Source organism: Solimonas fluminis, assembly GCF_002930645.1.
Classification (GTDB): domain Bacteria; phylum Pseudomonadota; class Gammaproteobacteria; order Nevskiales; family Nevskiaceae; genus Solimonas_A; species Solimonas_A fluminis.
In genome coordinates this window covers 125,841-148,886 of record NZ_PSNW01000007.1, presented here as the reverse complement: position 1 = coordinate 148,886, position 23,046 = coordinate 125,841, and the positions used below count along the sequence as shown (strand labels likewise).

General features: G+C 69.8%; 20 protein-coding genes. 12 read left to right on the top strand and 8 right to left on the bottom strand.

What is annotated here, in order from left to right:
* The first annotated feature begins 10 nt into the window (after positions 1-10).
* Positions 11-2,164, top strand: a complete 2,154-nt coding sequence (locus tag C3942_RS13860) for an EAL domain-containing protein (RefSeq protein ID WP_104230948.1) — start codon at positions 11-13, stop codon at positions 2,162-2,164.
* A gap of 114 nt (positions 2,165-2,278) precedes the next feature.
* Here the strand turns inward: C3942_RS13860 and C3942_RS13855 are convergent, their stop codons facing one another.
* Positions 2,279-3,469 (bottom strand): acetyl-CoA hydrolase/transferase C-terminal domain-containing protein, encoded by a 1,191-nt coding sequence (locus C3942_RS13855; RefSeq protein ID WP_436286242.1) that lies wholly within the window; start codon positions 3,467-3,469, stop codon positions 2,279-2,281.
* A gap of 1,149 nt (positions 3,470-4,618) precedes the next feature.
* The gene (locus C3942_RS13850; RefSeq protein WP_104230946.1) at positions 4,619-6,340 is read right to left on the bottom strand and encodes a sulfatase-like hydrolase/transferase; all 1,722 of its coding nucleotides are present in this window, start codon (positions 6,338-6,340) and stop codon (positions 4,619-4,621) included.
* 98 nt (positions 6,341-6,438) lie between these two features.
* Here C3942_RS13850 and C3942_RS13845 point away from each other — a divergent pair, with 98 nt between their 5' ends.
* The gene (locus C3942_RS13845) at positions 6,439-7,308 is read left to right on the top strand and encodes an NAD(P)-dependent oxidoreductase (RefSeq protein WP_104230945.1); all 870 of its coding nucleotides are present in this window, start codon (positions 6,439-6,441) and stop codon (positions 7,306-7,308) included.
* Between the two features lie 18 nt (positions 7,309-7,326).
* Here C3942_RS13845 and C3942_RS13840 read toward each other — a convergent pair whose 3' ends face one another.
* A complete protein-coding gene (locus tag C3942_RS13840; RefSeq protein WP_104230944.1) occupies positions 7,327-8,076 on the bottom strand; it encodes a FadR/GntR family transcriptional regulator in 750 nt (249 codons plus the stop codon).
* A gap of 3 nt (positions 8,077-8,079) precedes the next feature.
* The gene (locus C3942_RS13835; RefSeq protein WP_104230943.1) at positions 8,080-8,670 is read right to left on the bottom strand and encodes a hypothetical protein; all 591 of its coding nucleotides are present in this window, start codon (positions 8,668-8,670) and stop codon (positions 8,080-8,082) included.
* Positions 8,671-8,830: 160 nt separating this feature from the next.
* Here C3942_RS13835 and C3942_RS13830 point away from each other — a divergent pair, with 160 nt between their 5' ends.
* On the top strand, positions 8,831-9,892 hold the full coding sequence (locus tag C3942_RS13830) for an alpha/beta fold hydrolase (protein ID WP_104230942.1): 1,062 nt from the start codon (positions 8,831-8,833) through the stop codon (positions 9,890-9,892).
* Between the two features lie 65 nt (positions 9,893-9,957).
* Here C3942_RS13830 and argH read toward each other — a convergent pair whose 3' ends face one another.
* Positions 9,958-11,346 carry an argininosuccinate lyase gene (gene argH / locus C3942_RS13825; protein WP_104230941.1) on the bottom strand — a complete coding sequence of 463 codons (1,389 nt, stop codon included), beginning with the start codon at positions 11,344-11,346 and terminating at the stop codon, positions 9,958-9,960.
* A 109-nt stretch (positions 11,347-11,455) separates the two neighbouring features.
* Between argH and C3942_RS13820 the strand changes: the two genes are divergently transcribed.
* From C3942_RS13820 to C3942_RS13795, 6 genes are all read left to right on the top strand, one after another.
* Positions 11,456-12,547: a sensor histidine kinase gene (locus C3942_RS13820; protein WP_104230940.1), complete on the top strand. Its 1,092-nt coding sequence runs from the start codon at positions 11,456-11,458 to the stop codon at positions 12,545-12,547.
* A gap of 3 nt (positions 12,548-12,550) precedes the next feature.
* Positions 12,551-13,297, top strand: coding sequence for a LytR/AlgR family response regulator transcription factor (locus C3942_RS13815; RefSeq protein ID WP_104230939.1), 747 nt, complete (start codon positions 12,551-12,553; stop codon positions 13,295-13,297).
* 172 nt (positions 13,298-13,469) lie between these two features.
* Positions 13,470-14,393: a hydroxymethylbilane synthase gene (gene hemC / locus C3942_RS13810; RefSeq protein WP_104230938.1), complete on the top strand. Its 924-nt coding sequence runs from the start codon at positions 13,470-13,472 to the stop codon at positions 14,391-14,393.
* Complete coding sequence (locus tag C3942_RS13805) at positions 14,393-15,157, top strand: uroporphyrinogen-III synthase (protein WP_104230937.1); 765 nt, start codon at positions 14,393-14,395, stop codon at positions 15,155-15,157. The genes hemC and C3942_RS13805 overlap by 1 nt, the downstream gene beginning before the upstream one ends.
* On the top strand, positions 15,154-16,230 hold the full coding sequence (locus C3942_RS13800) for a uroporphyrinogen-III C-methyltransferase (RefSeq protein ID WP_104230936.1): 1,077 nt from the start codon (positions 15,154-15,156) through the stop codon (positions 16,228-16,230). Before C3942_RS13805 ends, C3942_RS13800 begins: the two co-directional genes overlap by 4 nt.
* The gene (locus C3942_RS13795) at positions 16,227-17,414 is read left to right on the top strand and encodes a heme biosynthesis HemY N-terminal domain-containing protein (RefSeq protein WP_104230935.1); all 1,188 of its coding nucleotides are present in this window, start codon (positions 16,227-16,229) and stop codon (positions 17,412-17,414) included. Before C3942_RS13800 ends, C3942_RS13795 begins: the two co-directional genes overlap by 4 nt.
* 65 nt (positions 17,415-17,479) lie before the next feature.
* Here the strand turns inward: C3942_RS13795 and C3942_RS13790 are convergent, their stop codons facing one another.
* Complete coding sequence (locus C3942_RS13790) at positions 17,480-18,496, bottom strand: 2Fe-2S iron-sulfur cluster-binding protein (protein WP_104230934.1); 1,017 nt, start codon at positions 18,494-18,496, stop codon at positions 17,480-17,482.
* Between C3942_RS13790 and C3942_RS13785 the strand changes: the two genes are divergently transcribed.
* The 3 genes from C3942_RS13785 (at position 18,495) to C3942_RS13775 (ending at position 20,568) form a co-directional block, all read left to right on the top strand.
* Entirely contained in the window at positions 18,495-19,364 is an 870-nt protein-coding gene (locus tag C3942_RS13785; RefSeq protein ID WP_104230933.1) for an SDR family oxidoreductase, read from the top strand. The genes C3942_RS13790 and C3942_RS13785 overlap by 2 nt on opposite strands.
* Before the next feature lie 100 nt (positions 19,365-19,464).
* Positions 19,465-19,863, top strand: a complete 399-nt coding sequence (gene mscL / locus C3942_RS13780; RefSeq protein WP_104230932.1) for a large-conductance mechanosensitive channel protein MscL — start codon at positions 19,465-19,467, stop codon at positions 19,861-19,863.
* Positions 19,864-20,166: 303 nt separating this feature from the next.
* Positions 20,167-20,568 carry a hypothetical protein gene (locus tag C3942_RS13775; protein WP_104230931.1) on the top strand — a complete coding sequence of 134 codons (402 nt, stop codon included), beginning with the start codon at positions 20,167-20,169 and terminating at the stop codon, positions 20,566-20,568.
* A gap of 25 nt (positions 20,569-20,593) precedes the next feature.
* Here C3942_RS13775 and C3942_RS13770 read toward each other — a convergent pair whose 3' ends face one another.
* On the bottom strand, positions 20,594-21,244 hold the full coding sequence (locus C3942_RS13770) for a TetR/AcrR family transcriptional regulator (protein WP_104231052.1): 651 nt from the start codon (positions 21,242-21,244) through the stop codon (positions 20,594-20,596).
* A 209-nt stretch (positions 21,245-21,453) separates the two neighbouring features.
* Positions 21,454-22,920 carry a DUF3336 domain-containing protein gene (locus C3942_RS13765; protein ID WP_104230930.1) on the bottom strand — a complete coding sequence of 489 codons (1,467 nt, stop codon included), beginning with the start codon at positions 22,918-22,920 and terminating at the stop codon, positions 21,454-21,456.
* Between the last annotated feature and the right edge of the window lie 126 nt (positions 22,921-23,046).

The following is a 23,046-nucleotide window of genomic DNA, read 5'->3' as shown; positions in this document are numbered from 1 at the left end:
TCGAACGCACATGACCGTATCCTTGAAGCCTTTCGGGCTGGGCGCCGGCCTGCGCCGCTGGCTGGATGGCCGCCGCCGGCGCTGGGGCGGAGCCCGCTACAACGTCTACGTCGGCCTCTTCACCTTCGGCCTGCTGCTGGAGGCCGCACTGCAACTCACCGTGCGTCTCACGATCCCGCAGGAAGCGCGCTTCCAGGCCGGCAACCTGCTGCTGAGCGGGGCGCAGCTGCAGCACTACATCCTGCTGCCGCTCAGCGGCGCGCTGCTCGTGACGATCGCGCTGATCTACCTGCACCTGGTGCGCATCCTGATCGTGCCGGCGGACGTGATGCAACTTCGTCTCAAGCAGGCGCGTTCGCCGCAAACGCCTCTCCAGGGCGAGGCGCAGCAGGAGTACTCCCGCGAGGAGATCGACCTGCTGGTGATGATGGCGCGCAACTACCAGGACCAGCTGGCCGAGGCGCGCGAGCGCCTGCAGGCGCAGCAGGACCAGGGCGAGGAACTGGCGCAGTCCCTGCGGCTGCAGTCCAACAAGGCTCAGGCGCTGTGGGACGCATCCTCGGAGCGGATCCTCGAGGTGGACGGCCAGGGCATCATCATCGCCGCCACTCCCGCCGTGGCGGACCTGCTCGCGGTTCCTCGGGCGGACCTGGTGGGCCAGCCCTTCGAAAGCGCGATGCAACTGCAGGAGCGCGGCGACAAGGAAGGGGGCGAGGAGCGCTCGCCGATGCCGGGGCTGCTCAATGCCCTGCGCTCCGATTCCGGCCTGCCCCGCATCGAACAGGCCGTGCTGGTGGCGCGCAACCAGGCACGCAGCGAGGTTTCGATCACGGTGCTGCCGCGCAGCCATGCCGACGGCACCCTCAGCAGCATCGTGCGGCTGGACACCCAGCAGCTGGCGGGCGCCGCCGCGCCGGTCTCCGCGTTGCTGGACCTCTCCTCGGGACTGCCGAACACCCAGGCCTTCCGCCAGCGCCTGCTGGAACTGATCCGGTCGGCGCAGCAGTTCGAGTTGCGCCACTACTGCGCGCTGATCGTCATCACCGGCATCCGCGACGAGGACGATCCTTCCGAGTACGTGCGCAACAACATCGCTTCGGCCGTGGGGCGGACCTTGCGCCGCAGCCTGGAGGGTGTCGGCGACGTCTACCGCATCGGCTCCGCCAGCTTCGCCATGCTGTCGGCGCGGGCCGGCATCAAGGAGCTGGAGGCGGCGATGGAAACCGCCCGGGCGCTGTCGCAGCTGGAGGTGGCACGCGTCACCAGCGACGCCGGCCGCGCGGTGGTGCGCTACGCCGCGGTGGAGGTGGACGGCGAGGCGCCGAGCCTGGATTCCGTGGTCAATGCCGCCACCGCCAAGCTGAGCACGCAGGCGATGATCGTCGGCGACGGTTTTGCCGGCGAAGGCAAGGGTGACGACGAGGCGCAGCGTGCGCAGTGGGTGTCGGAACAGCTCGGCTCCGAGCGCCTGCGCCTGATCTCGCAGTCGGTGCTGCCCACCGATCCGGCCTCCGGCCTGCAGCCCTGGCTGGAAGCCTTCGTCCGCATCGAGGACAGCGACGGTCACTGGATCGAGCCGCAGCATTTCCTCAAGGCGGTGGAGCGCGCCGGCGAAATCGACCGGCTCGATACCGAGGTGCTGCGCCGCATCCTGCGCGGCTACCGGGAGCATCCGGAGCTCTGGAGCCGCTACGCCGGCATCAGTGTCAACGTCAGTGCCATCAGCCTGGCCAGCGACCGCTACCTGCGCAGTTTTTCGTCCCTGCTGGCGGAGTACGGCGTGGAGGCGAGCCGCCTGGCAGTGGAGATCAGTTCCACCGAGGATCCGCAGAGGCTGTCGCAGGCGATTCCTGGCCTGGAGGCGCTGGGGTCGCTGGGCGTGAAGCTGGTGATCGACAGCTGCACCGATACGCGCCTGCTGCGCATGGCACGGCAGCTGCGGCCCTACATGGTGAAGCTGTCGCCGGAACTGCTGACCGCGGCGCAGCTGGACCCGCTGGCGGACGCGGAGCTGCAGGCATTGCTGACTTCGGCCAAGACGCTGGGCGCGGCCATCGGCGCCAAGAACGTGGATCGCAAGGGCGATGCGCAGCGCTTCAGCGCGATGGGCATCCGTTACTACCAGGGCCGTGGCGTGGAGGCGATGGGGCCCCTGATGACCTGAGCTTCTCCCCCTCTCCCCGCAGGCGGGGAGAGGGATGGGGCGAGGGGGTTCCCTCATCGAGCAGACAAAGCAGCGACGCCGGCGACATGAACGCTTCGGGACGCAGCTCCCCTCTCAGCCGCCCAACGCCTCCACCAGCAACATCCTCACCACCTTGTCCTGCAGCGTCTTCGGCTGTTCCAGCTTCAGCCGCGCCAGGTAGGGCTGCATCGCCGCCGACGGCTCCCCTGCCCTAAGCGCGCCCAGCAGCAGCTTCCACTTCGGCGTGGAAGCCGCCTTCGCCTTCACCTGCTTCAGCGCCGCCGCCAGCTTCAGTTCCTCCGGCGTGAAGTCGCTGCCCAGCGGGAAGGCGCCGAACAGTCCCTGCGCGCGCTGCGGCTTGAAGCGCCGATCCAGTGACGCTGGCGTGTTGTCGCGGCACTCCGCGGGAATCTGCCAGCCTGCCTCGATCTTCCCCGCCTTCACCGCCTGCTCCAGCAGGCCGGCCTGGAAGCGCGAGTCGGCAATGCAGATCAGGCGCTTGGCGACCTCGGCATCGCTCTGCGAGCGCAGGTCGGCCACGCCGTATTCGGTCACCACGATGTCGCGCAGGTGGCGCGGGATGGTGCAGTGACCGTAGTTGAAGACGACATTGGAGCTGGCGCCGCCGTCGGTCTCGCGCGCGGCACGGATCATGATGATGCTGCGGCCGCCGGGCAGCTGGTGCGCCATCGCCACGAAGTTGTACTGCCCGCCGACACCGGAGATCACCTTGCCGTTGTCGAGCCCGTCGGACACCACGGCGCCGGACAGCGTGACCATGATGCCGGTGTTGATGAAGCGCGCGTTGACGCGCTGGGCCTTGTACAGGCGCGGGTTGTGGTCGAGCTGGTTGACCTTGTAGACGCCGGTCATGCAGAAGCGGCCGCGCTCCTCGTCGCTCATGCCGCGCAGCCAGTCGTAGAAGCGGCGAGGGCCGAGGAAGAAGCCGCCGTGCACCACGATGCCGCGGCGCAGCGCCGTACCCAGGCACTTGCCGGCGATCACCCGGCGTGATTGCGGGTCGGCGACGTTGGCGAGCACGCGCTCGCCGTCGGGTGCCACGATGTGGCCCTGGTCGTAGCGGGTGGCATCGTTGAAGAAGCCGTGATGCTGCAGGATCTCGAAATCGGCGGTGCGGATCACGCGCAGCCCCAGCGCCTCCATGTGTTCCAGCACGACCGGGTCCAGCCGCCGCGGGTCGCAACGGCCGTCGTTGACCAGCTGCTGCAGGGCCCAGAAGTCGTAGACCTCGCGCTTGAGCACGCCGGCCTGGACCAGGTCCATGAAGCCGTCGACGAACATCTCGGTGGTCGCCGTATCATTAAAAANAGCCGCCGCGGGTCGCAACGGCCGTCGTTGACCAGCTGCTGCAGGGCCCAGAAGTCGTAGACCTCGCGCTTGAGCACGCCGGCCTGGACCAGGTCCATGAAGCCGTCGACGAACATCTCGGTGGCGCCGTACAGTCCGGTGGAGAACGGCGAGTCACCGCCGCAGCCTTCCAGCAGCGCGGCGCAGCGCGCCGGCATGTCCAGTGCCGCCAGCGCGGCACGGTAGGCCTCGTTGCTCTGCTGGCGCAGCTGCACCGCGTAGACCAGGGCGTCGCCCAGCGCGCCGATGCCCACCTGCAGGGTGCCGCCGTCGCGGATCAGCGCCGAGGCCTGCAGGCCGATGGCGTAGTCGGCGGTGGCCACCGGCTGCTTGGGCGTGGAGAACAGCGCGCTGGAGTAGCGCGGGTGGTCCACCACGAGGTCGAAGGTCTCGGGCGGGAACTCGGCATCGCGCGCCATGTAGGGCAGCTGCTGGTTGACCACCCCGACCACGGCGATGCGGCGCCGGCCGGCGGCTTCGGCCTCGCGCAGCAGCGCCACCAGCTCCGGTCCGGTGTCGGGATTGCAGGACAGGCTGTAGCGCAGGCCGGCGGCATCCTCGCGCTTGCAGATCATCTGCGCGGCGACGTTGCAGCCCTGGTTGAAGACGTCGCGCGCGGCGAAGGTGTAGTTGGTGCTGATGTAGTGCTGCTGCGCGTGGGCACTGCCCATCTGGCTGCCGGGGCGGAAGAAGAATTCCTTCACCTGCACGTTGGGCGGCAGGGCCTTGCGGCGCAGGTCGGCGGCGTAGTCCAGCTTCGGCACGCCCTCGAAGACGCGTTGCAGGAAGGGGCCGAGAAAGGCCCCTTCGACGCCGGCCGGAAGCTCCGGCTGTTCCAGCGACAGCGCCGTGAGGATCGTCAGCTGCAGCGCCGGGTCGGCCTTGGCGCGGGCGTACAGGGCATTGACCAGCTCCACCGGCTTGCCCAGGCCCAGCGGCAGGCCGATGCGGACATCGGGTCCGACACGATCGAGGATGGCGTCGACGCAGCGCTCGACGTCGTCGAGCATCAGGGGCTTGGCGATGGGCATGCAGGATTCCGTGCTGGGGAACCCGCAGGCTAGCCTAGTGGGCGGCGACTTGCTCGATGCTGTCGTCGAACAGCCCCAGCCGGGGCGAGAAGAGATGGGCCTTGTAGCTGGCCAGCAGGGCCTTGTCCGGGCAGTCCTCGAGCCGGCCGCCGCAAAGCCGGCGCATCGCCGACTGGGCGCGGAAGAAATCGTCCGGCTCCAGGCCCGCGCTGTCGGCGATCAGCGAGGGCAGCAGCGCGATGTCCAGCAGCGGCGGGGATTCCCGGAGCGCCGGTGCCAGGCTGCTGCGCAGGCGGTACTGCGTCAGCAGCTCCGGTGCCGGCAACGGGCTGCGATAGGGTGGGGAAGCTTCCTCGAAGTACGCCTGGTGGTCGCCGAAGTAGGCCCAAAGCGCCGGCCGCGGCCCGGCGGTCAGCTCGCGTTCCAGTGTCCGCAGGCCGCCATCCAGTACCTGGAGCTTGCCGACGTAGTCGGTGAGCTTGGCGGCCAGGCTCTTGCCCACGCCGCTGCGCTCCAGGCGGTACAGCGGCCGGGTGCGGCTCGAGTAGGGGGCGTGTTCCTTGATCGACAGCAGGTACAGGAACAGCGGCCGGTCCGGATGCGCCCGCCGGTGTTCGCGCAGCAGCTTGGCGGCCGCCTCGCCCAGGCGATCGCTGTCGGCGATGTCCCACTCGTCGCCCTTGACGTGATCGTACTCGGGGAAGTCGCGCAGCGTCAGGACGCGGTCGAAGCCGAGTCCCTCGTAGGTGCGGGCGGCGCCGTAGAAGCTCTTCATGGTCGGCATCAGCACCAGGCTGTCGTAGCCGTTGGCTTCGAAGCGGGTCACCAGGTTGCGCTGCATCTGCGGGGCCACGCTGTTGAACACCGTGGTGCGGCGGCCGCCGAAGTCCTCCGGCACCAGGCCGGTCAGCAGCGAGAACTCCGACAGCCAGGTCTTGCCGCCGAAGGTATGCACGCGCAACAGGCCGCCGGCGCGGTCGCGGGGGCTGCGACGGAACATGTCCAGCCGCGGCAGGCGCGCGCCGTTCAGGCGGTAGAGCGCCGGGTCCAGGGTGGATTCGTGCAGCCAGACCACCACGTCGGGGCGCACCTCCCAGGGCGCCGGCAACGGCGCCACGCCGGCGGCGGCGGCCTCGAAGCGCGCCGGGTCGCCGGAGGGCAGGGGCTCGGCGAACTCGAAGACGCTGTAGGAATACAGCAGGCGCGACATCACGCCGCAGGTCTTGATCGTGCCGCAGTCGGCATCGTCGCGGAAAACCTCCCAGGTATGGTGGTGGCGGCCGGCCCAGGCGCCGGCGCACCAGCCAGCGAGCACCAGCGCCGCCGCCAGCCGCGCCTTGGCGCCCCAGCGCTGCTGCCGGCGCTGCCGGGCGTGGAGGATCAGCACGGCGACCAGGGCGAGGTAGCCTGCCAGCATCCACTGCAGCCGCGGATAGCGCTGCACGATGCTCCAGTTGGCTCCCTCGGACAGGAAGTAGAAGTCGATCAGCGCCAGGCGATTGCCGAAGTAGCGCAGCTTCATCTCGCCCACCGCCCAGAGCAGCAACGCCAGCGCCGTGGCGGCGGCCAGGGCGATGGCCGGCCGCCCGGTCGCCGCACCCAGCAGCAGGAAGGGCAGCAGGAACAGCCCGGCGTTGATCAGCGCGCAGGCAGGGTCGTCGCTGAACTGCAGCGAGACCCAGACCGCGTAGATGGCGGCAGCGGCCTGCACGGCGGCCGGAGCCAGCGCGCCGAGGCGAAGGAAAGCGGGGGACATCCGCCCATTTTACCCCGGCGACGAACCCGCGGCTTTGTGGCATTGTCGGACCACGGAGACATCAGGGCTTCAAGGCGCTACCAGGAGAGGGGAAACGCATGAAAGTGGGATTCATCGGTCTCGGTGCGATGGGCTGGCACATGGCGGCGAACCTGGCCGGCAAGGGCTTCCTCCAGGCGGTCTACACCCGCCAGCGGCAACAGGCCGAGGACTTCGCCGGGCAGTACCACGTGCGCGCCGCCACCTCGGCCGTGCATCTCTGGGACGACTGCGATGTGGTGGCGATGTGCATCCCCGCCGACCGCGACGTCATGGAAACCGTCGAGGCCCTGGCAGTGCCGGCGGCCAAGGGACGGCTGGTGATCGACTCCTCCACCGTGGCCCGCGAGACCGCGATCGACGCGGCGGAACTGCTGGCCCGTACCGGTACCCGCTTCCTGGATGCGCCGATCACCGGCGGCACCGAGGGTGCGCGGCTGGCCCGGCTGACCTTCATGGTCGGCGGCCATCCGGAAGACTATGTCGCCGCCCTGCCGTTGTTCGAGGCCATGGGGCAGCGCCACATCCACATCGGTCCGCACGGCAGCGGCCAGGCCACCAAGGCGGTCAACCAGGTCATGGCCGCGGGCGTTGCCCAGGCGGTGACCGAGGGCCTGGCCTTTGCCGCGGCCCTGGGGCTGCCGCTGCACCTGGTGGTGGACGCAGTGGGCACCGGCGCCGCCGGCTCCTGGTTCGTGCAGAACCGCGGCCGCGGCATGATCAACGGCGAATATCCGCCGGGCTTCAAGGTCTCGCTGCACCACAAGGACCTGATGATCTGCCAGCAGATGGCCGCCCAGCTCGGCGGAGACCTGCCCTGCGTGGACACCACGCTGGCGCAGTACCAGACCCTGATGGCCGAGGGCCACGGCGACGAGGACATCTCCTCGCTTTACCGGCTCAACAAGCGGCTGTTCCCGCAGCACTAGGCCGCGCCGCGGCCCGGATCAGGACGGCCGGAGGCCGCCGGCTTCCACGGTGGACAGCGCCTGCTCGAGCGCACGACGGCCGATCTCCACGTGCAGGCGGCCGTGGCGCTGCGCCGCCTCGGCATCGCCGCGGCGGACGGCGGCGGCGATGCCGGCGAAGTTCTCCAGGTCGCGCAACTCGCCCTGCAGCACCGGCGCCAGCGCGTTGCGGATCGGGACGTAGGTCTGCGTCATGGAGTTGAAGGCCAGGCGGAAGGCGATGTTGCCGCCGTGCTCCACCAGCCGGCGCCAGAACGCCAGGGCATGTTCCTGCAGCGCGCCGAGCTGACCGGCGTCGCGGCGCATGCTGTCCAGCAGGGCGTCCAGCGTGTCGGCCAGCGCCACTCCCCCCTTTCGCGCGGCGGCGGCGGCGATGTCCGGCGCCAGTGCCGAGCGCATCGCCATGATCGAGCGCGCCACGCCGATGTCGAGCTGGCCCTTGCCGTCCACCAGCAGGCTCGGCAGCAGTTCCAGGCCGGCCTCGGCCAGGTAATCCAGCACCACGCTGTTGCCGCCCTGGCGCACCGCCACCAGCCGTGCCTGCTGCAGGCGCTTGATCGCCTCGCGCACGGCGCCGCGGTTCACGCCCAGCGCCTCGGACAGTTCGCGTTCGGCCGGCAAGGGCTCCCCGGGGGGCAGCTCCCCGCGCAGGATCTTGTCGGCCAGCTGGCGGTAGACGGAGTCCGACAGCGACTCCTTGCGGACGGCGGAGAAGGAGGAGCGGGCCATGGCTCAGGCCTCCTGTTCCAGCGTCCGCGGCGCGGGCGCCGGGTGCTCGATGCCCAGGGTCTCCGGCGGAGGCAGCCGCCGCGAGAGCCAGCCCGGCAGCCAGGGCAGCCCCAGCACATTGCTCTCGCGCGGGCTGCCCGCGGTGAACTCGCGCGTGCCCATCACGTAGTCGAACCAGGGGCGGGTCACGCACCAGTTGGCGCTGGGATTGCGGCCCATGTGATGGTCGTAGTGCCAGGGAATGCGCTGCTGGCCCCAGGCCGGGTCCAGGTGCGAGCGCTTGTGCACCCGGTAGTAGTTGGCTGCCGAGTACCACAGCGTGCCGACGAAGAACGGCGCCACCGGGAACAGCGGGGCCACGGCCACCCCGGCGCCGATCAGCGCCCAGGCTTCCTTGCCCTGGGCATGCAGGCCCAGCGGGAAGCGGTGGTAGTTGGGGTCGTGGTAGCCGTTCTGGCGCACCAGGCGATGATGCTCGTGGAAATGGAAGGACCAGAAGGTGCCGCGCGTGCGGCCCCAGCCGTGCAGTACATGCTTGTGCATGACCCACTCGACGGCGTTGGCCGTCACCAGGCCCAGGGGAATGCCGATCATCTGCAGGTGTCCTCGGCGGTTTTGGTCGTATGGTCAACTTATCATACCAGTTGAACGCGCACAAATCTGACAGCCGAGTCATGCAATTCGGGTAGGTGCCGGCAAAACGCAGGCTGCTAGGATCGCCGCCGGTCCGACAACTTAACCGGCGTTCAATGCTATGAAGCGTTCCCTCGTGGTGGTGCTGGCGCTGCTCCTGCTGCTGGTGGGGTTGCCGGCGGCGTATGTGGCCGCCAGCTGGGCACCGGACCGGCCGGTGGCGGAGTTGCGCGCGCGCTGGGCCAAGCCGCCCTCCTCCTTCATCCAGATCGCCGGGATGGACGTGCACGTGCGCGACGAGGGGCCGATCAACGACCGCGTCCCGGTGATCCTGCTGCATGGCACCTCGGCCTCGCTGCACACCTGGGACGGCTGGGCGGAGGTGCTCAAGGCGCAGCGCCGCGTGATCCGCGTGGACCTGCCGGGCTTCGGCCTGACCGGACCGGCGCCGGACGGGGACTACAGCATCGCCGCCTACATGCGCTTCATGGAGAAGCTGTTCGAGCACTACGGTGCCGAGGGCTACATCGTGGCGGGCAACTCCTTCGGCGGCCGCCTGGCCTGGGAGTCGGCGCTGGCGCTGCCGTCCTACGTGCAGAAGATCGTGCTGGTGGACGCGGCGGGCTACCCGCTGCCGCCGGATTCGGTGCCGCTGGGCTTCCGCATCGCCCAGATGCCCTGGCTGGCGCCATTGATGGACCGCACCATGCCGCGCAGCGTGATCGCCTCCAGCGTGCGCAACGTCTACGGCGATCCCTCCAAGGTCAGCGACGAACTGGTGGACCGCTACTACGAGCTGTCGCTGCGCGCCGGCAACCGCAAGGCGCTGCGAGAACGCTTCGCCCAGACCGGCGGCGACACCTCCAGCCGCATCCGCGTGCTCAAGCTGCCGACGCTGATCCTCTGGGGAGGCCGCGACCGCCTGATCCCGCCGGCCAGCGCCACGCGCTTCCATCGAGAGATTTCCGGCAGCCAACTGGTGATGTTCGACGACCTGGGACACGTGCCGCAGGAAGAGGACCCGAAGCGCACCGTGGAGCCGGTGCTCGGCTTCCTCGGGCCGGCGCTGCCGTTCGTGCGGGTGGAGGCCGCCGCCGAAACGGCGCCGGCGGCCGGGGGCGAGGCGCCCCCGGAGGCCGCGCCTGCTGCAGCGGAGGCGGCGCCCGCTCCGGCAACGCCCTGAGGCCCCCAACCGGCGCAACAAAAAAGCCCGCTCGCGCGGGCTTTTTTCGTTTGCGGCCGTGGCGGCTAGGCGCCGCGCGCGGCGCGGGCGCGGGCGATCGCCGCCCGCACCTGTGCCGGGGCGGTGGCGCCGTAGTGGTTGCGGGCGTTGAGCGAGCCTTCCAGCGTGATGCGCTCGTAGACATCCTTTTCCACCAGCGGCGAGAACTGGCGCAGTTCCTCCAGCGACAGCTCGGACAGGTCGCAGCCCTTCTGCGCGGCATAGCCCACCGCGCTGCCGACGGCATGGTGGGCGTCGCGGAAGGGCAGGCCCTTCTTCACCAGGTAGTCGGCCAGGTCGGTGGCGGTGGAGAAGCCCTTGGCGGCCGCGGCGCGGCAGTTGTCCCGCTTCACGGCGATGTGCGGCACCATCTCGGCATAGACCTGCAGGCACATCGACACCGTGTCCACGGTGTCGAACAGCGGAGGCTTGTCTTCCTGGTTGTCGCGGTTGTACGCCAGCGGCTGGCCCTTCATCAGCACCAGCAGGGCCTGCAGGTTGCCGATCACGCGGCCGGTCTTGCCGCGCACCAGTTCCGGCACGTCCGGGTTCTTCTTCTGCGGCATGATGCTGCTGCCGGTGCAGAAGCGGTCGGGCAGATCGACGAAGCCGAACATCGGCGTGGACCAGAGGATCAGCTCCTCGCTCCAGCGCGACAGGTGCACCAGGATCAGGCCGGCGGCCGCGCAGAATTCGATGGCGAAGTCGCGGTCGCTGACCGTGTCCAGGGAGTTCTCGGTGACGCCGTCGAAGCCCAGCAGCCCGGCCGTGTAGTGGCGGTCGATCGGGTAGACCGTGCCGGCCAGCGCGGCGGAGCCCAGCGGCAGCAGGTTCAGGCGCTTGCGGCAGTCGAGCAGGCGGCTGCGGTCGCGCAGGATCTGCTCGCGCCAGGCCAGCATGTGGTGGCCGAAGGTCACCGGCTGGGCGATCTGCAGGTGGGTGAAGCCGGGCATGACCGTGTCGGCCTCGCGCTCGGCCAGGTCCAGCAGGGCGCCTTCGAGGCGGCCGATCAGCTCGGCGAGGTCGTCGATCACGTCGCGCACGTAGAGGCGCAGGTCGGTGGCGACCTGGTCGTTGCGCGAGCGGCCGGTGTGCAGGCGCTTGCCGGCGTCGCCGATGTCCTCGGTCAGCCGGGCCTCGATGTTCATGTGCACGTCTTCGAGCTTCTCGCTCCACTCGAACTGGCCGGACTCGATGCGCTCCAGGATCGCATCCAGCCCGGCGACGATGCGCTCGGCATCCTCGGTGCCGAGCACGCCCACCTTGGCCAGCATGCGGGCATGGGCCTGGGAGCCGCGGATATCCTGGCGGTACAGGCGCGAATCGAAGCTGACCGACTCGGAAAATTTCTCGACCAGTGCGGAGGTGGACTCGGCGAAACGTCCGCCCCAGAGTTTTGCGTTGCCGGAGGACATGCTGTGGCTCGGTAAAAAGTGCGCGATTATAGGCGCGCGGGCGTTGCCCGTCCCGGCAGGCCGGTTACGATTAATCCATAGAAGACAATAAAGTTATATAAAAAGTCACGTGGAACGCATCACGCCCCAGCAATCGCTGCAGCTCACCAGCATGATTCCCAATTTCTGCCAGGGATCGTCGGTGCTGGCGCTGGCCTTCACCATGGAGCTGGTGGCCATCGTGCTCACCCTGGGACGCGGCAACGGCGGGGACGAGGCGCTGGAAACCTTCACCATGCTGTCGCTGTACCTGCAGTGGATCGCCCTGTGCTCCGCCGCCGTGCTCTGCTGGTCGCGGCGCTGGTTCCCCCTGGCGCGGCCGGGGGTGGTGTTCTTCTACTGCTGGGGCCTGCTGGTGGTGGTGGTCATGGCCGTGTCGGCGGTGGCGCACAAGGTCTTCACCGAGGTGCTGCGCTGGGACGGGCTGATGGCGCAGGAGCCCCGGGTCTACTTCGTGCTGCGCCATGTCGCCATCGCGGCGATCGTGGCCATGCTGCTGCTGCGCTACTTCTGGGTGCGCCACCAGTGGCGCCTGCAGGTCAAGGCGGAGGGCGAGTCGCGCTACCAAGCCCTGAACGCCCGCATCCGGCCGCATTTCCTGTTCAACAGCCTCAACAGCCTCGCCGCGCTGATCCATGTGCAGCCGGACGATGCCGAGTCGATGGTGGTGGACCTGTCCGACCTGTTCCGTGCCAGCCTGGAGAAGCGCGGCCAGATGGGGCCCCTGGCCGACGAGATCGGACTGTGCAACGCCTACCTGCGCATCGAGAAGCTGCGCCTGGGCGAGAAGCTGGAGATCGAATGGGACATTCCCGACCGGCTGCTGGAGTGGCCGGTGCCGATGCTGGTGGTGCAGCCCCTGGTGGAGAATGCGGTGCACCACGGCATTTCCAAGATGGCGGGGCGGGGCGAGGTGCGCATCGCCGGCCGCGAGATCTTCGGGCGGCTCGTGATCGAGGTCACCAATCCCATCCCGCAGGGCGAGTCCCTGCAGTCGCAAGGCAACCGCATTGCGGTGGACAATATTGCCCAGCGCCTCAACCTGATTTACGGTGACAGCGCGCGGCTGGAACTGGGCCGCGACCTGCGGCTGGAGGGCGGTGTGTTCAGGGCCCGCCTGGTGCTGCCGCGAGAACCGAAGAAAGAGCCGGAAGGAGACTGAAGCATGCGTGTCGTGATCGTCGATGATGAGCCGCTGGCCCGCGAGCGCCTGAAACGCCTGCTGTCGGAGTTCCCCGGCTACGAGGTGGTGGGCGAGGCCGGAGACGGCGAAAGCGCGCTCGACGTGATCGACGACGAGGAGCCGGACCTGGTCCTGCTGGACATCCGCATGGGCGGCATGGACGGCATCCAGGTGGCGCGCCAGCTCGCCGAGCTGGAGGTGCCCCCCGCGGTGATCTTCACCACGGCCTACTCGGAGCACGCGCTGTCGGCCTTCGACGCCGCCGCCCAGGCCTACCTGCTGAAGCCGATCCGCGTCGACAAGCTCAAGGAAGCGCTGATGCGCGTGCGCAAGCCGACCCGCGCGCACAAGCCGGCCGCCGTCGCCGTCCCGCTGCCGGGCGGCAAGCCCAAGCGGGAGTTCGTGCTGGCCACCAACCGCGACGGCCTGGTGCGCGTGCCGGCCGAGGACATCATTTATTTCCTGGCGGACCAGAAGTACACCACGGTGAAGCACCTGCACGGCGAGGTGCTGATCGAGGAATCCCTGAAGACCCTGGAGCAGGATTTCGCCCCCTGGTTCATCCGCATCCACCGCAAGGCGCTGGTGGCCACGCGCTTCATCGCCGGCCTGGAGCGCGACCGGCACGGCGACCAGCACCACTGGCTGCGCATGAAGCACGCCAACGACCCGCTGCCGGTGTCGCGGCGCCGGCTGGCGGAAGTGCGCAGGTTCCTGACGGAGGCCTGAGCGGGGGTTGGGTTGCTGAAGAAGGCCGGAGCGATCCGGCCTTCTTCTTTTGCCTGCTCCCCCATGCTTTCGCTCCCCCTCCCCGCTGGAAGGGGCTCCATCAAGGACAGACCCCTCTCCCGGCAGAAAAGCGGATAATCCCCGCCAACTCCCCCCGGAACGCCGCTCCACCATGCAACTCCGCATCGCCACCCGCGAATCTCCCCTGGCCCTCTGGCAGGCCGAGCACGTCAAGGCAAGGCTTGAGGAGGTCCATGCGGGGCTCGCGGTCGAGCTGGTGCCGATGACCACGGCCGGCGACCAGCTGCTGTCCAGCCCGCTGGCGAACATCGGCGGCAAGGGCCTGTTCGTGAAGGAGCTGGAGCAGGCGATGCTGGAGGGGCGCGCGGATATCGCGGTGCACTCCATGAAGGACGTGCCGGTGAAGCAGCCGGACGGGCTCTGCCTCAGCGCCTTCCTGGCCGGCGAGGATCCCTCGGATGCCTTCGTCTCCAACACCCATGCCTCGCTCGACGCGTTGCCGCAGGGCGCGGTGGTGGGCACCTCCAGCCTGCGCCGGCAGGCGCAGCTGCGTGCGCTGCGCCCGGACCTGGTGATCCGCGACCTGCGCGGCAATGTGGGCACGCGCCTGCGCAAGCTCGACGAAGGACAGTTCGAGGCGATCATGCTGGCCAGCGCGGGGCTGATCCGCCTGGGCCTGGCTCAGCGCATCCGCGAGCGCATGTCCGCGGACCGCTTCCTGCCGGCCATCGGCCAGGGCATCGTCGGCATCGAGTGCCGCGAGGACGACGAGCGGACCCGGCGCCTGCTGATGCCGCTGCACGACGCGCGCAGCTACACGCGCCTGATGGCGGAGCGGGCGATGAACGCGAAGCTCGGCGGCGCCTGCCAGGTGCCGGTGGCGGGCCATGCCGAGGTGCTGGGATCGGAAGTGCGCCTGCGCGGACTGGTCGGCGCCCCCGACGGCAGCCGCGTGGTCCGTGGCGAACTGCGCGGCGCCCAGGCGCGCGCCGAAGAACTCGGCGAGGAGCTGGCGCAGCGCCTGCTCGACCAGGGCGCGGGCGATATCCTGCGGCAGCTGGGGATTCCGGTGTGATGCAGGCGCCGCTGGCGGGGCTGGGCGTGATGGTGACGCGCCCCGCGGAGCAGGCCGAGCCGCTGTGCCGGCTGCTGCAGGAGCAGGGGGCCGAGGTGCGGCGGCTGCCGCTGCTGGCGATCGAGCCGGCGCGTCCCGCGCCGCAGCTCCTGGATCTTTTTGCGAATGCGCGCGATGCCGACGGCTGGATCTTCACCAGCCGCAATGCCGTGCGCTGCGCGCGGCGTCTCGACGGCGGCCGCTGGCCGCGGCGCCTTTACGCGGTGGGTGCCGCCACCGCGTCGGCGCTGGAGGAACTCGGCCTGCTGGCGGCGATCCCTCCGGCGGGCCTCTATTCCGGCGAGGGCCTGCTGGCCCATGCGGCCCTGCAGCAGGTCGAGGGCCAGCGCTTCCTGCTGGTGACCGGCGCCGAGGGGCTCGGCAGCATCGCCGCCGGCCTGCGGGCGCGCGGCGCCACGGTGGAGCTGGCCGAGGTCTATCGGCGCCAGCCGGTCGCCCATCCCCCGGCGCAGGTGGCCGAGGCCCTGCGCGCCTCGGCCGCGATCCTGCTCACCAGCGGCGAGGCCCTGCGGCAACTGCTGGCCCTGACCCCGGAGCCCCTGGGCGAATTGTTGCGCCGGCGCAAGCTGGTCCTGCCGTCGGCGCGTGTGGTAGAACAGGCCCTCGAGTCCGGGTTCGAGTCGCCGCTCATCCCCGAACAGGTTTCCGATGCTGCCTACCTGCGCTGCCTGGAGCGCTGGTGGGCCGAGCAACCGCCAGCATGACCACGCCGACCGAATCCGCGGAACCGACGTCCCCGCCTCCCGCCCTCCCGGCTCCCGCTGCTCCGCGCCGCCGCCGCGGCCTGGCGCTGTTGCTGCTGCTGATCGTGGTGGCCGCGGTGGCTGCCGCGGCTTTCTGGGTCTGGCAGCAGCAGCAGCGGCTGGTGAAGGACAATGCCCGGCACGAGGAACTGATCGGCCGCCTGTCGCGCAATCTCGCCCGGCTGGAATCCGAGGCCAAGGCCATGGACACCCGCCAGGCCGACCTGGCGGCGGTCATGCAGCGCAACAGCTCGGAGATCGCCGAGTTCGGACGCCGCATCGACGAGCACGACCAGGTCGTCGGCAACCTCAACGAGCAGGTGGCGGGCGGGCGCAACCGCTTCGTGATGGCCTCCATCGAGAACCTGCTGCTGCTGGCCAACGACCGCCTGCAGATCGCGCGCGACCCGGCTTCCGCGCTGGTGGCGCTGCTCGAGGCGGACCAGCGCATCGCCGGCATGCGCGACCCGCGGCTGTTCAACGTGCGCCAGGCCATCGGCGAAGAACGGGCGGCGCTGCTGGCCGTGCCGCAGCCGGACTACGCCGGCGCCGCGCTGGCGCTGTCGAGCCTGTCCAATCGCGCGGCACAGCTGCCGCTGCGCGCGCGGGCGCCGGACCACTATGAATCCGCCATGCGCGAGCCGGCTGCCGCCGTGGCCGACCGTACGCGCTGGGAGCGCTTCAAGGCTTCCGTCGCGCAGGCCCTGCGCGGCATGTTCACGCTGCGCCGCAACCAGGGGCCCGCGGCGCGACTGCTGGCGCCCCAGGACGAGGCATTGGTACACCGCGTGCTGATGCTGCGCCTGGAAGCGGCGCGCGTGGCGCTGCTGCGCGGCGACACCGTGTCCTTCCGCGATGCCTGCGCCGGCGCGGGGGACTGGCTGCGCCAGCATTTCCGCGCGGACGATCCGGCGGTGCAGGGTGCCCTGGCCGAGCTGGAGCGCCTGAAGCCGCTGGAGCTGTCGCCGCCGCTGCCCGAGATCACGCGCAGCCTGGCGCTGCTGCGCGCCCACATGGACGTGCCCGCAAGATGATCCGCTGGCTGCTGCTGGCCGTGCTGGCGCTGGCCCTGGGCAGCGCCGCTGCCTATCTGCTGCGCGCCGACACCGGCTACGTGATGATCACCCACGGACGCTGGGTGCTGGAGACCTCCCTGTTCGGCCTCGCCGGCGCGCTGTTCGTGATCGTCTGCGGCCTGTACTACGGCTACCAGCTGCTGGTGGCCGGTGCCGGCCTGCCCTGGCGCGTGCGCCGGGCGATGGAGCGCCGCCGCGCCGACCTGGCCCGCGACTCCTTCGAGGACGGCATGCTGCGCCTGATGGAAGGACACTGGCGCGAGGCGGAGATCGAGATGGTGCGCCGGGCGGCCGACCACCGGGCCTCGCACCTGAACTACCTGGCTGCGGCCAAGGCCGCCCAGCAGCTGGGTGCGGCCGACCGCCGCGAGCACTACCTGCGGCTGGCCGCGCAAGGTGACCCCGAGGCGCGCTTCGCGGCGTTGCTGACGCGCGCGGAGCTGCAGCGAGCCCGCGGGGACTACGCCCAGGCGCGCGACAGCGCGCTGCAGCTGCGCGAACAGGATCCGCGGCATCCTTATCCGCTGGAGCTGCTGGCCGAATGCCATTTCGCGCTGGCCGACTGGGACCGGCTGGCTGGTGTGCTCCAGCAGGCCGATGTCGCGGCGGCGCTGGCGCCCGCGCGCCTGCGGGAACTGTCCGCGGAAGCCTTGCGCCGCCGCCTGCAGGCGGCCGTGCAGGCCGCCAACCTCGACCAGCTCAAGACGCTGTGGGAGCAGGCCGGCCGCGAACTGCGCGAGGAGCCGTCGCTGCTGCGCGAGTATGCACGCGGCCTGGTGCGGCTCAATGCCGGTGCCGAGGCGCTGGTGCTGATCGCCGCGGCGCTGAACCGCGGCTGGGATGCCGAGCTGATGCGGCTCTATGGCGGCCTGCAGGCCGCCGACTCCCTCGGCCAGCTGGCCACGATCGAGCAGTGGCTGGGGCGCTACGGCGAGTATCCGGAAGTGCAGCTGGCGGCCGGCCAGGTCTGCCTGCGCAACAAGCTCTGGGGCAAGGCGCGCAGCTACCTGGAAGCGGCGATCCGCCAGCAGCCCAGCGCCACCGCCTATCTGGAACTGGCCCGTGTCTGCGAGGCCACGCAGCAGCGCGCCGAGGCCGAGAAGTACCATCGCCTGGGCCTGGAGCTGGCGGCGATGCTCTGAGGTGCGCCGCCTAGGGCCTGTTAACACTACGGCCGTCGCAGCGACGGCCGTAGTGTTAACAGGCCCTAGTTGTTCGCGGGCCAGGTCTCGAAGGCGTAGTCGAAGGAATCGTAGAACAGGTGGTCGGCGTCCAGGCCCGCCGCGATGAAGGCGTCCTTGCCGCTGCGCACCATCACCGGCGGGCCCGACATGTAGATCTCGTGACCGTCCAGGCGGGGGTAGGCGCGCAGGAGGGCCTCGTGCACGAAGCCGCGCTCGCCCTGCCAGTCCGCATCCGGGTCCGACAGCACCGGCGTGTAGCGCAGCCCTGCATGCTTCTGCGTCCACTGCTGCAACTGCGCGTCGAGGTAGAGGTCCTCGCGGCTGCGCACGCCCCAGAAGAGGTGCGCGGGACGCTGAAGGCCGCGGGCGAGCTGGCTTTCGAGCATCGCCTTGATGGGGGCCATCCCAGTGCCGCCGGCCATCAGCAGCATGGGGCGTGGCGAGTCCTCGCGCAGGTAGAAGGCGCCCAGCGGCCCCTCGATGCGCAGGATGGCGCGCTCCGGCATCTGGTCCCGCACCCAGTGGGCAAAGCGTCCGCCCGGGGCGATGCGCAGGTGCAGTTCCAGGGTTTCGCCGTTGGGCGCGTTGGCGATGGAGAAGCTGCGGCGCTTGCCGTCTTCCAGCAGGAAGTCGAGGTACTGGCCGGGCATGTAGTCGAAGCGCTCGCCCCGCGGCAGCTTGAGCGTCAGGCCGATGACGTCGTGCGACAAGGGCATACGCGCCTGGGCGCGCACCGGCAACTGGCGCGGGCGCAGCCGCTCCAGCCGTGCCGGCTGGTGCAGGTCCAGCACCAGGTCGCTGCGGGCCTCGGCCAGGCACATCAGGATGTAGCCGGCGTCGAGCTCCGCCTGCGACAGCGCCGGCGGCGGCAGCCGATGCTGCACCTCGCCCTGCAGGAGGCGCACGCGGCAGGAGGCACAGCCGCCGGACTTGCAGCCGAAGGGCAGGGTCAGGTGCTGGCGCAGCCCGGCTTCCAGCACGGTTTCCTCCGCGCCGGCAGCGAAGGAGTTGTCGCGTCCGGCCAGATAGACTTGATGCATGAAGACTCTCGAAGAAATCCTGCCGCGCCGGGCGGCCATCGTCGGCTGCGGCGACATCGGCCTGCGCGTGGCGCAGCGCCTGCGGGCGTTGGGCGGCGAGGTTACGGCAATCGTCCGCTCGCTGCCAGCCGCGCAGGCGCTGCACGCGCAAGGCCTGGCCGTGCAGCAAGCCGACCTGGACGCCCAGGCTCCCCCGTTGGACACGCCCCTGCTGTTCTGGTTTGCCCCGCCGCCGGCGGGCGGCGAGCAGGACACGCGGCTGCGGCGCTGGCTGGCCACGCGGCCGGCGCTGCGGCGGCTCGTCTATATCTCCACCTCCGGGGTCTATGGCGACTGCGGCGGGCGCTGGATCGACGAGGACGAGGCGCCGAGGCCGGTCAGCGCGCGTGCGCGCCGCCGGCTGGATGCCGAGACGGTCCTGGGAGAGTACGCCGCCGCTTCGGGGGCGGAGGTGGTGATCCTGCGCGTGCCCGGCATCTATGGCCCGGGCCGCTTGCCTCGCGAGCGCCTGGCGCAGGGACTGCCGGTGGTGCGCGAGGCCGAGTCGCCCTGCACCAACCGCATCCATGCCGAGGACCTGGCGCAGGCCGCCCTGCATGCGGCGGCCTGGGGGCGGCCGGGCGCCGCCTACAACGTCGCCGACGGCAATCCCACCACGATGTGCGACTACTTCACGCGCTGTGCCGTCTTGCTGGGACTGCCGCCGCCGCCGCAGGTTTCCCTGGAGGAGGCGAAGCAGGTCTTCACGCCGGCGATGTGGTCGTTCATGGAGGAGTCCAAGCGCCTGCGAACCGATCGCCTGCGCGAGGAGCTGCATTTCATGCCGAGTTATCCGGACCTGGCGGCGGGATTGCCGTCCTGTCTCTAGGGTCATGCTCACCGTCCGCTTTCGCCGCTACAATTGAGCCGCTGTTCAGACTGAAACATTCGCTGCTGACACCCAAGGACGAAGGACTTAAGGAGCCCCCATGAGCATGGTCAAGGAATTCCGCGAATTCGCGATGCGCGGCAACGTGGTCGACCTGGCGGTCGGTGTCGTGATCGGTGCCGCGTTCGGCAAGATCGTTTCCTCGCTGGTCGGCGATATCGTGATGCCGATACTGGGACTGCTCGTCGGCGGCGTGGACTTCACCAAGCTCGGGCTGGTGCTGCACGAGGCGGTGGGCGAGACGCCGGCGGTGGTGCTGGCCTACGGCAAGTTCATCCAGGCGGTGTTCGACTTCACGATCGTGGCCTTCGCGATCTTCATGCTGGTCAAGATCATCAACCGCTTCCGTCGCCAGGAAGCGGCTGCTCCCGCCGCGCCGCCGGCACCGAGCACCGAAGAGAAGCTGCTCACCGAGATCCGCGATCTGCTGAAGAAGTAGGGCAACGGATCGAGGGGAGGAGCGATGGCCCGCGGTGGCCTGGCCCGATGCCGGGCCGCCGCAAGCCATCGCCCGCCCGGCGTGGAGATTCCCGGCGTTGTGTGCGGCGGCGGCTCCGGTCCGCGAGTGATGCGCACGATGCTGGAGCCCTTGCCAAGGGCCTTGCGCGCCTGCCATTCGGCAGGCTTTTCACCCCTTCCGTCCCCGGTGGATAAAACCCCTACAGGCAGGCAGGGTCTGCTGCGCTAAGGTGACGGCCATCGGGCTGAAGCCAGGATGGCGGCAAGGTTTCTGGAGTGGCAGGTGAGCGTGGATGAGGATGTGATCGAGGCGGCGGTGCTGCAGATCTTTGCGGATCGGCAAGTGCCGGTCGGCGGCCATCTGTCGCTGGAGGTCCTGCGGGCCGAATGGCCGCAGACGCAGCTGCGGCGAGCGGACCTGGCGCAGGCCGTCCGCGGACTGGTGTTCGACGGCGAGCTCGAACTCGATGAGGAGTCCGAAGGGCCGGTCCTGATCCTGACGCCCCGCGGCCATCAGCGGCTGCGCGGAGGACTGAAGAAGGAAGAGCCTCCGCGGGGCATGCTGGCGACGCTGCTGTCGCCCTGGAAGCCGGCCCCCGCGCCCGCCGCGCCCGCGGCCGCGAGCCTGCGGCACACCCCCACGCCGGAACCCGGCTTCGGGCGGCGCAAGACGGATCTCTTCTAGGGCTCGTTGACGCTCCGCGCTCGCATCAGAAGGACGGCAGCGTCTCTCCCTGGGGCGAATTCAATGCGCGGGCGATGAACCGCGTGACATCGTCCAGCACCTCGGTCTCCGGCAACTGTCCCTGCCACAGGCAGTAGCGCAGCCCGAGGAAATGGGTGATGCCGATGATGGCCCAGGCGCGCACCTCAGCATCGCCGCCGCCGATGTAGCCGCGCTGCTGCGCCTCCATCAGGCCGGCGCGATAGCCCTGTTCCAGCAGATGGTAGTACTCGCGGTAGGTCGGCTCGTCGACGAACTGCGACTCCTGCACGATGCGGAACAGGCCCGGATGCTGCTGGGCAAAACCGAGGAAGGCGCTGATGCCGCCATGGGCGGCTTCTTCCAGGGTGGTGGAGGCGGTGACGGCGATCGCCATCCGCCGGCGCAGCTCGTGGCCGATTTCCCGGACCAGCATCGCGAAGATCTCTTCCTTGCTGCGGAAGTAGAGGTAGAAGGTGCCCTGGCCGACGCCCGCGCGGTGCGTGATGGAACTGACCGAGGCGGCGTGGAAACCCTTCTCGCCGAAGTCCTTTTCCGCTGCTTCCATCAGCTTGCGGCGGGTTGCTTCGCCGCGTGCCGTGGCCGGCACGATGGGTGCGGCGGCGTCCCGCACCGGTGAGACCGAAAGGTCCGTCATCTCCGCCCCCGTACCGCCTTTGTTCTTGCCTGCTGCGGCCATGCCGCGATTCATCCCTGGTCTGCAGGACCGCCCCCCAAGGCGGTACCCCGCTTTGATCCTAGCAGCGGGGTCTGCGGGATTCTGGGCCAAAAGTCTCGATTTTCACGGCCTCTTGCAGGACCGGCGGCGGAACGCCTGTCACTTTTCCGGCCATGGCGGCCGGGGGCTCAGCCGAAGGCCTGCAGCCTTGCCGACGGATGACGATCCTTCAGCAGCTTGAGGCAGTCCTCGAAGGCACGCGAGATGCGCGTCTGGTAGCGGATGCGTTCGATCTGGCGCCAGGTAGCGCGTTCGCCCTCGCGGATGTAGGACTGCAGGTCGTCCTGGCTGAGGTTGGCGAAGAGCTTGAGCAGGTGCCGGGGCGTGTGCCGCGGCAGGATGTTGATGTCGCCGCTGTAGCGCTGGCGCATCATCGCGTCGACCTTGTTGATGACCCGGCCGCTGCCGTAGGGGTCCAGGTGCTTGCGCGCCAGCTGCAGGGCGCCGCGGCTGCCTTGCGCGATCAGTTCCTTGGCCAGCGGGGCGATGCCGCGCTTGGGCTCGAGGATCTTCTCCGACATGAACGGCACGATGTGCGGATTGGTCTGGCTGACGATGTAGTGATTGACGTTGTGCAGGCGCGCCACGCGCAGCATCGGCAGGTCGTTGGACAGGGTGCCGTCGATCCAGCGCTTGGCCGGCATGTAGGGCACGACCTGGTCGTCGTAGTTGCGGGCTTCCAGCATCACCGGCGGGAACACGCCCGGCACCGCGCAGGAGGCCATCACCGCCTTGCGCATCAGCACGTGCGGCGCCGACAGGTAGTTGAGCAGGCGGCCCTGGTGGTGCGGATCGGCCGGCGAGATGGTGATGCCGACGATGCGCCGGGAGCGCTCGAAGGCTTCCAGGAAGCTGAGGTCGCCGATGTTGACGCCGACGCAGCGTTCGAGCTGGGCCGGGTCCATCAGGGCCTTGCCGCTCAGGGCGTTGCGCAGGCCGAAGCGCTGGAAGGCGGCGATGTCCAGGCCGCCGGGCTCGAACACGCGGCCCAGCTCGGCGTCGGTGCGCGAGCCGACCACGCTGGCGATGATCGAGCCGGCCGAGGAGCCGGAGATCACGCGCGGCAGCAGGCCCTGCTCGTGCAGCGCCTTGATGACGCCCAGGTGGAACATGCCCAGGGTGGCGCCGCCGGACAGCATCAGGGCGGACCGCCCGAACACCGTGCCGGTGCGCTTGAAGAAGACGATCTTGTCGTCGTGGCTGAAGTTGGCGAAGTCGCCGGCGCAGAGATAGTCCAGGCAGCGGGCCACCTCGTCCAGGTATTCCTCCACCAGGCGCTTGGTGCCGACGCGGGCCACCTGGTACAGCACCGGATTGGAGATGTTGCCGAGGTTGCCGTGCAGGCCCTCGTAGAGGTTGAAGGCCAGCTGCCGCGCGTCGCCCTGGCGGCGCAGTTCGCGCATGCCGGCCAGGCGCTCCTTGATCAGCAGGTGGTCGAAATCCTCGCAGGTATCGTCCTGGCGCCAGGCTTCGCCGCCCTCCAGGCGATCCAGCTCCTCCGCGATCTGCTTCCAGGCGGCATAGTCGGCGGCCCGGTCCAGGTCCTGGCGGAGGCGCTGGATCAGCTGCTCGGAATGGCGGGGCGGGTTGCGCATGGGGCGGCAGTCTAGGCGAGGCGGGCGGGTGGCGGCAGTCAACAAAACGTAAGGGGCCCGCGGTCCGTCGCCGCCCGGGCACAGTATCGCTTGAATCGCAGCCGGTCATACAAACCCTGTGCCCGC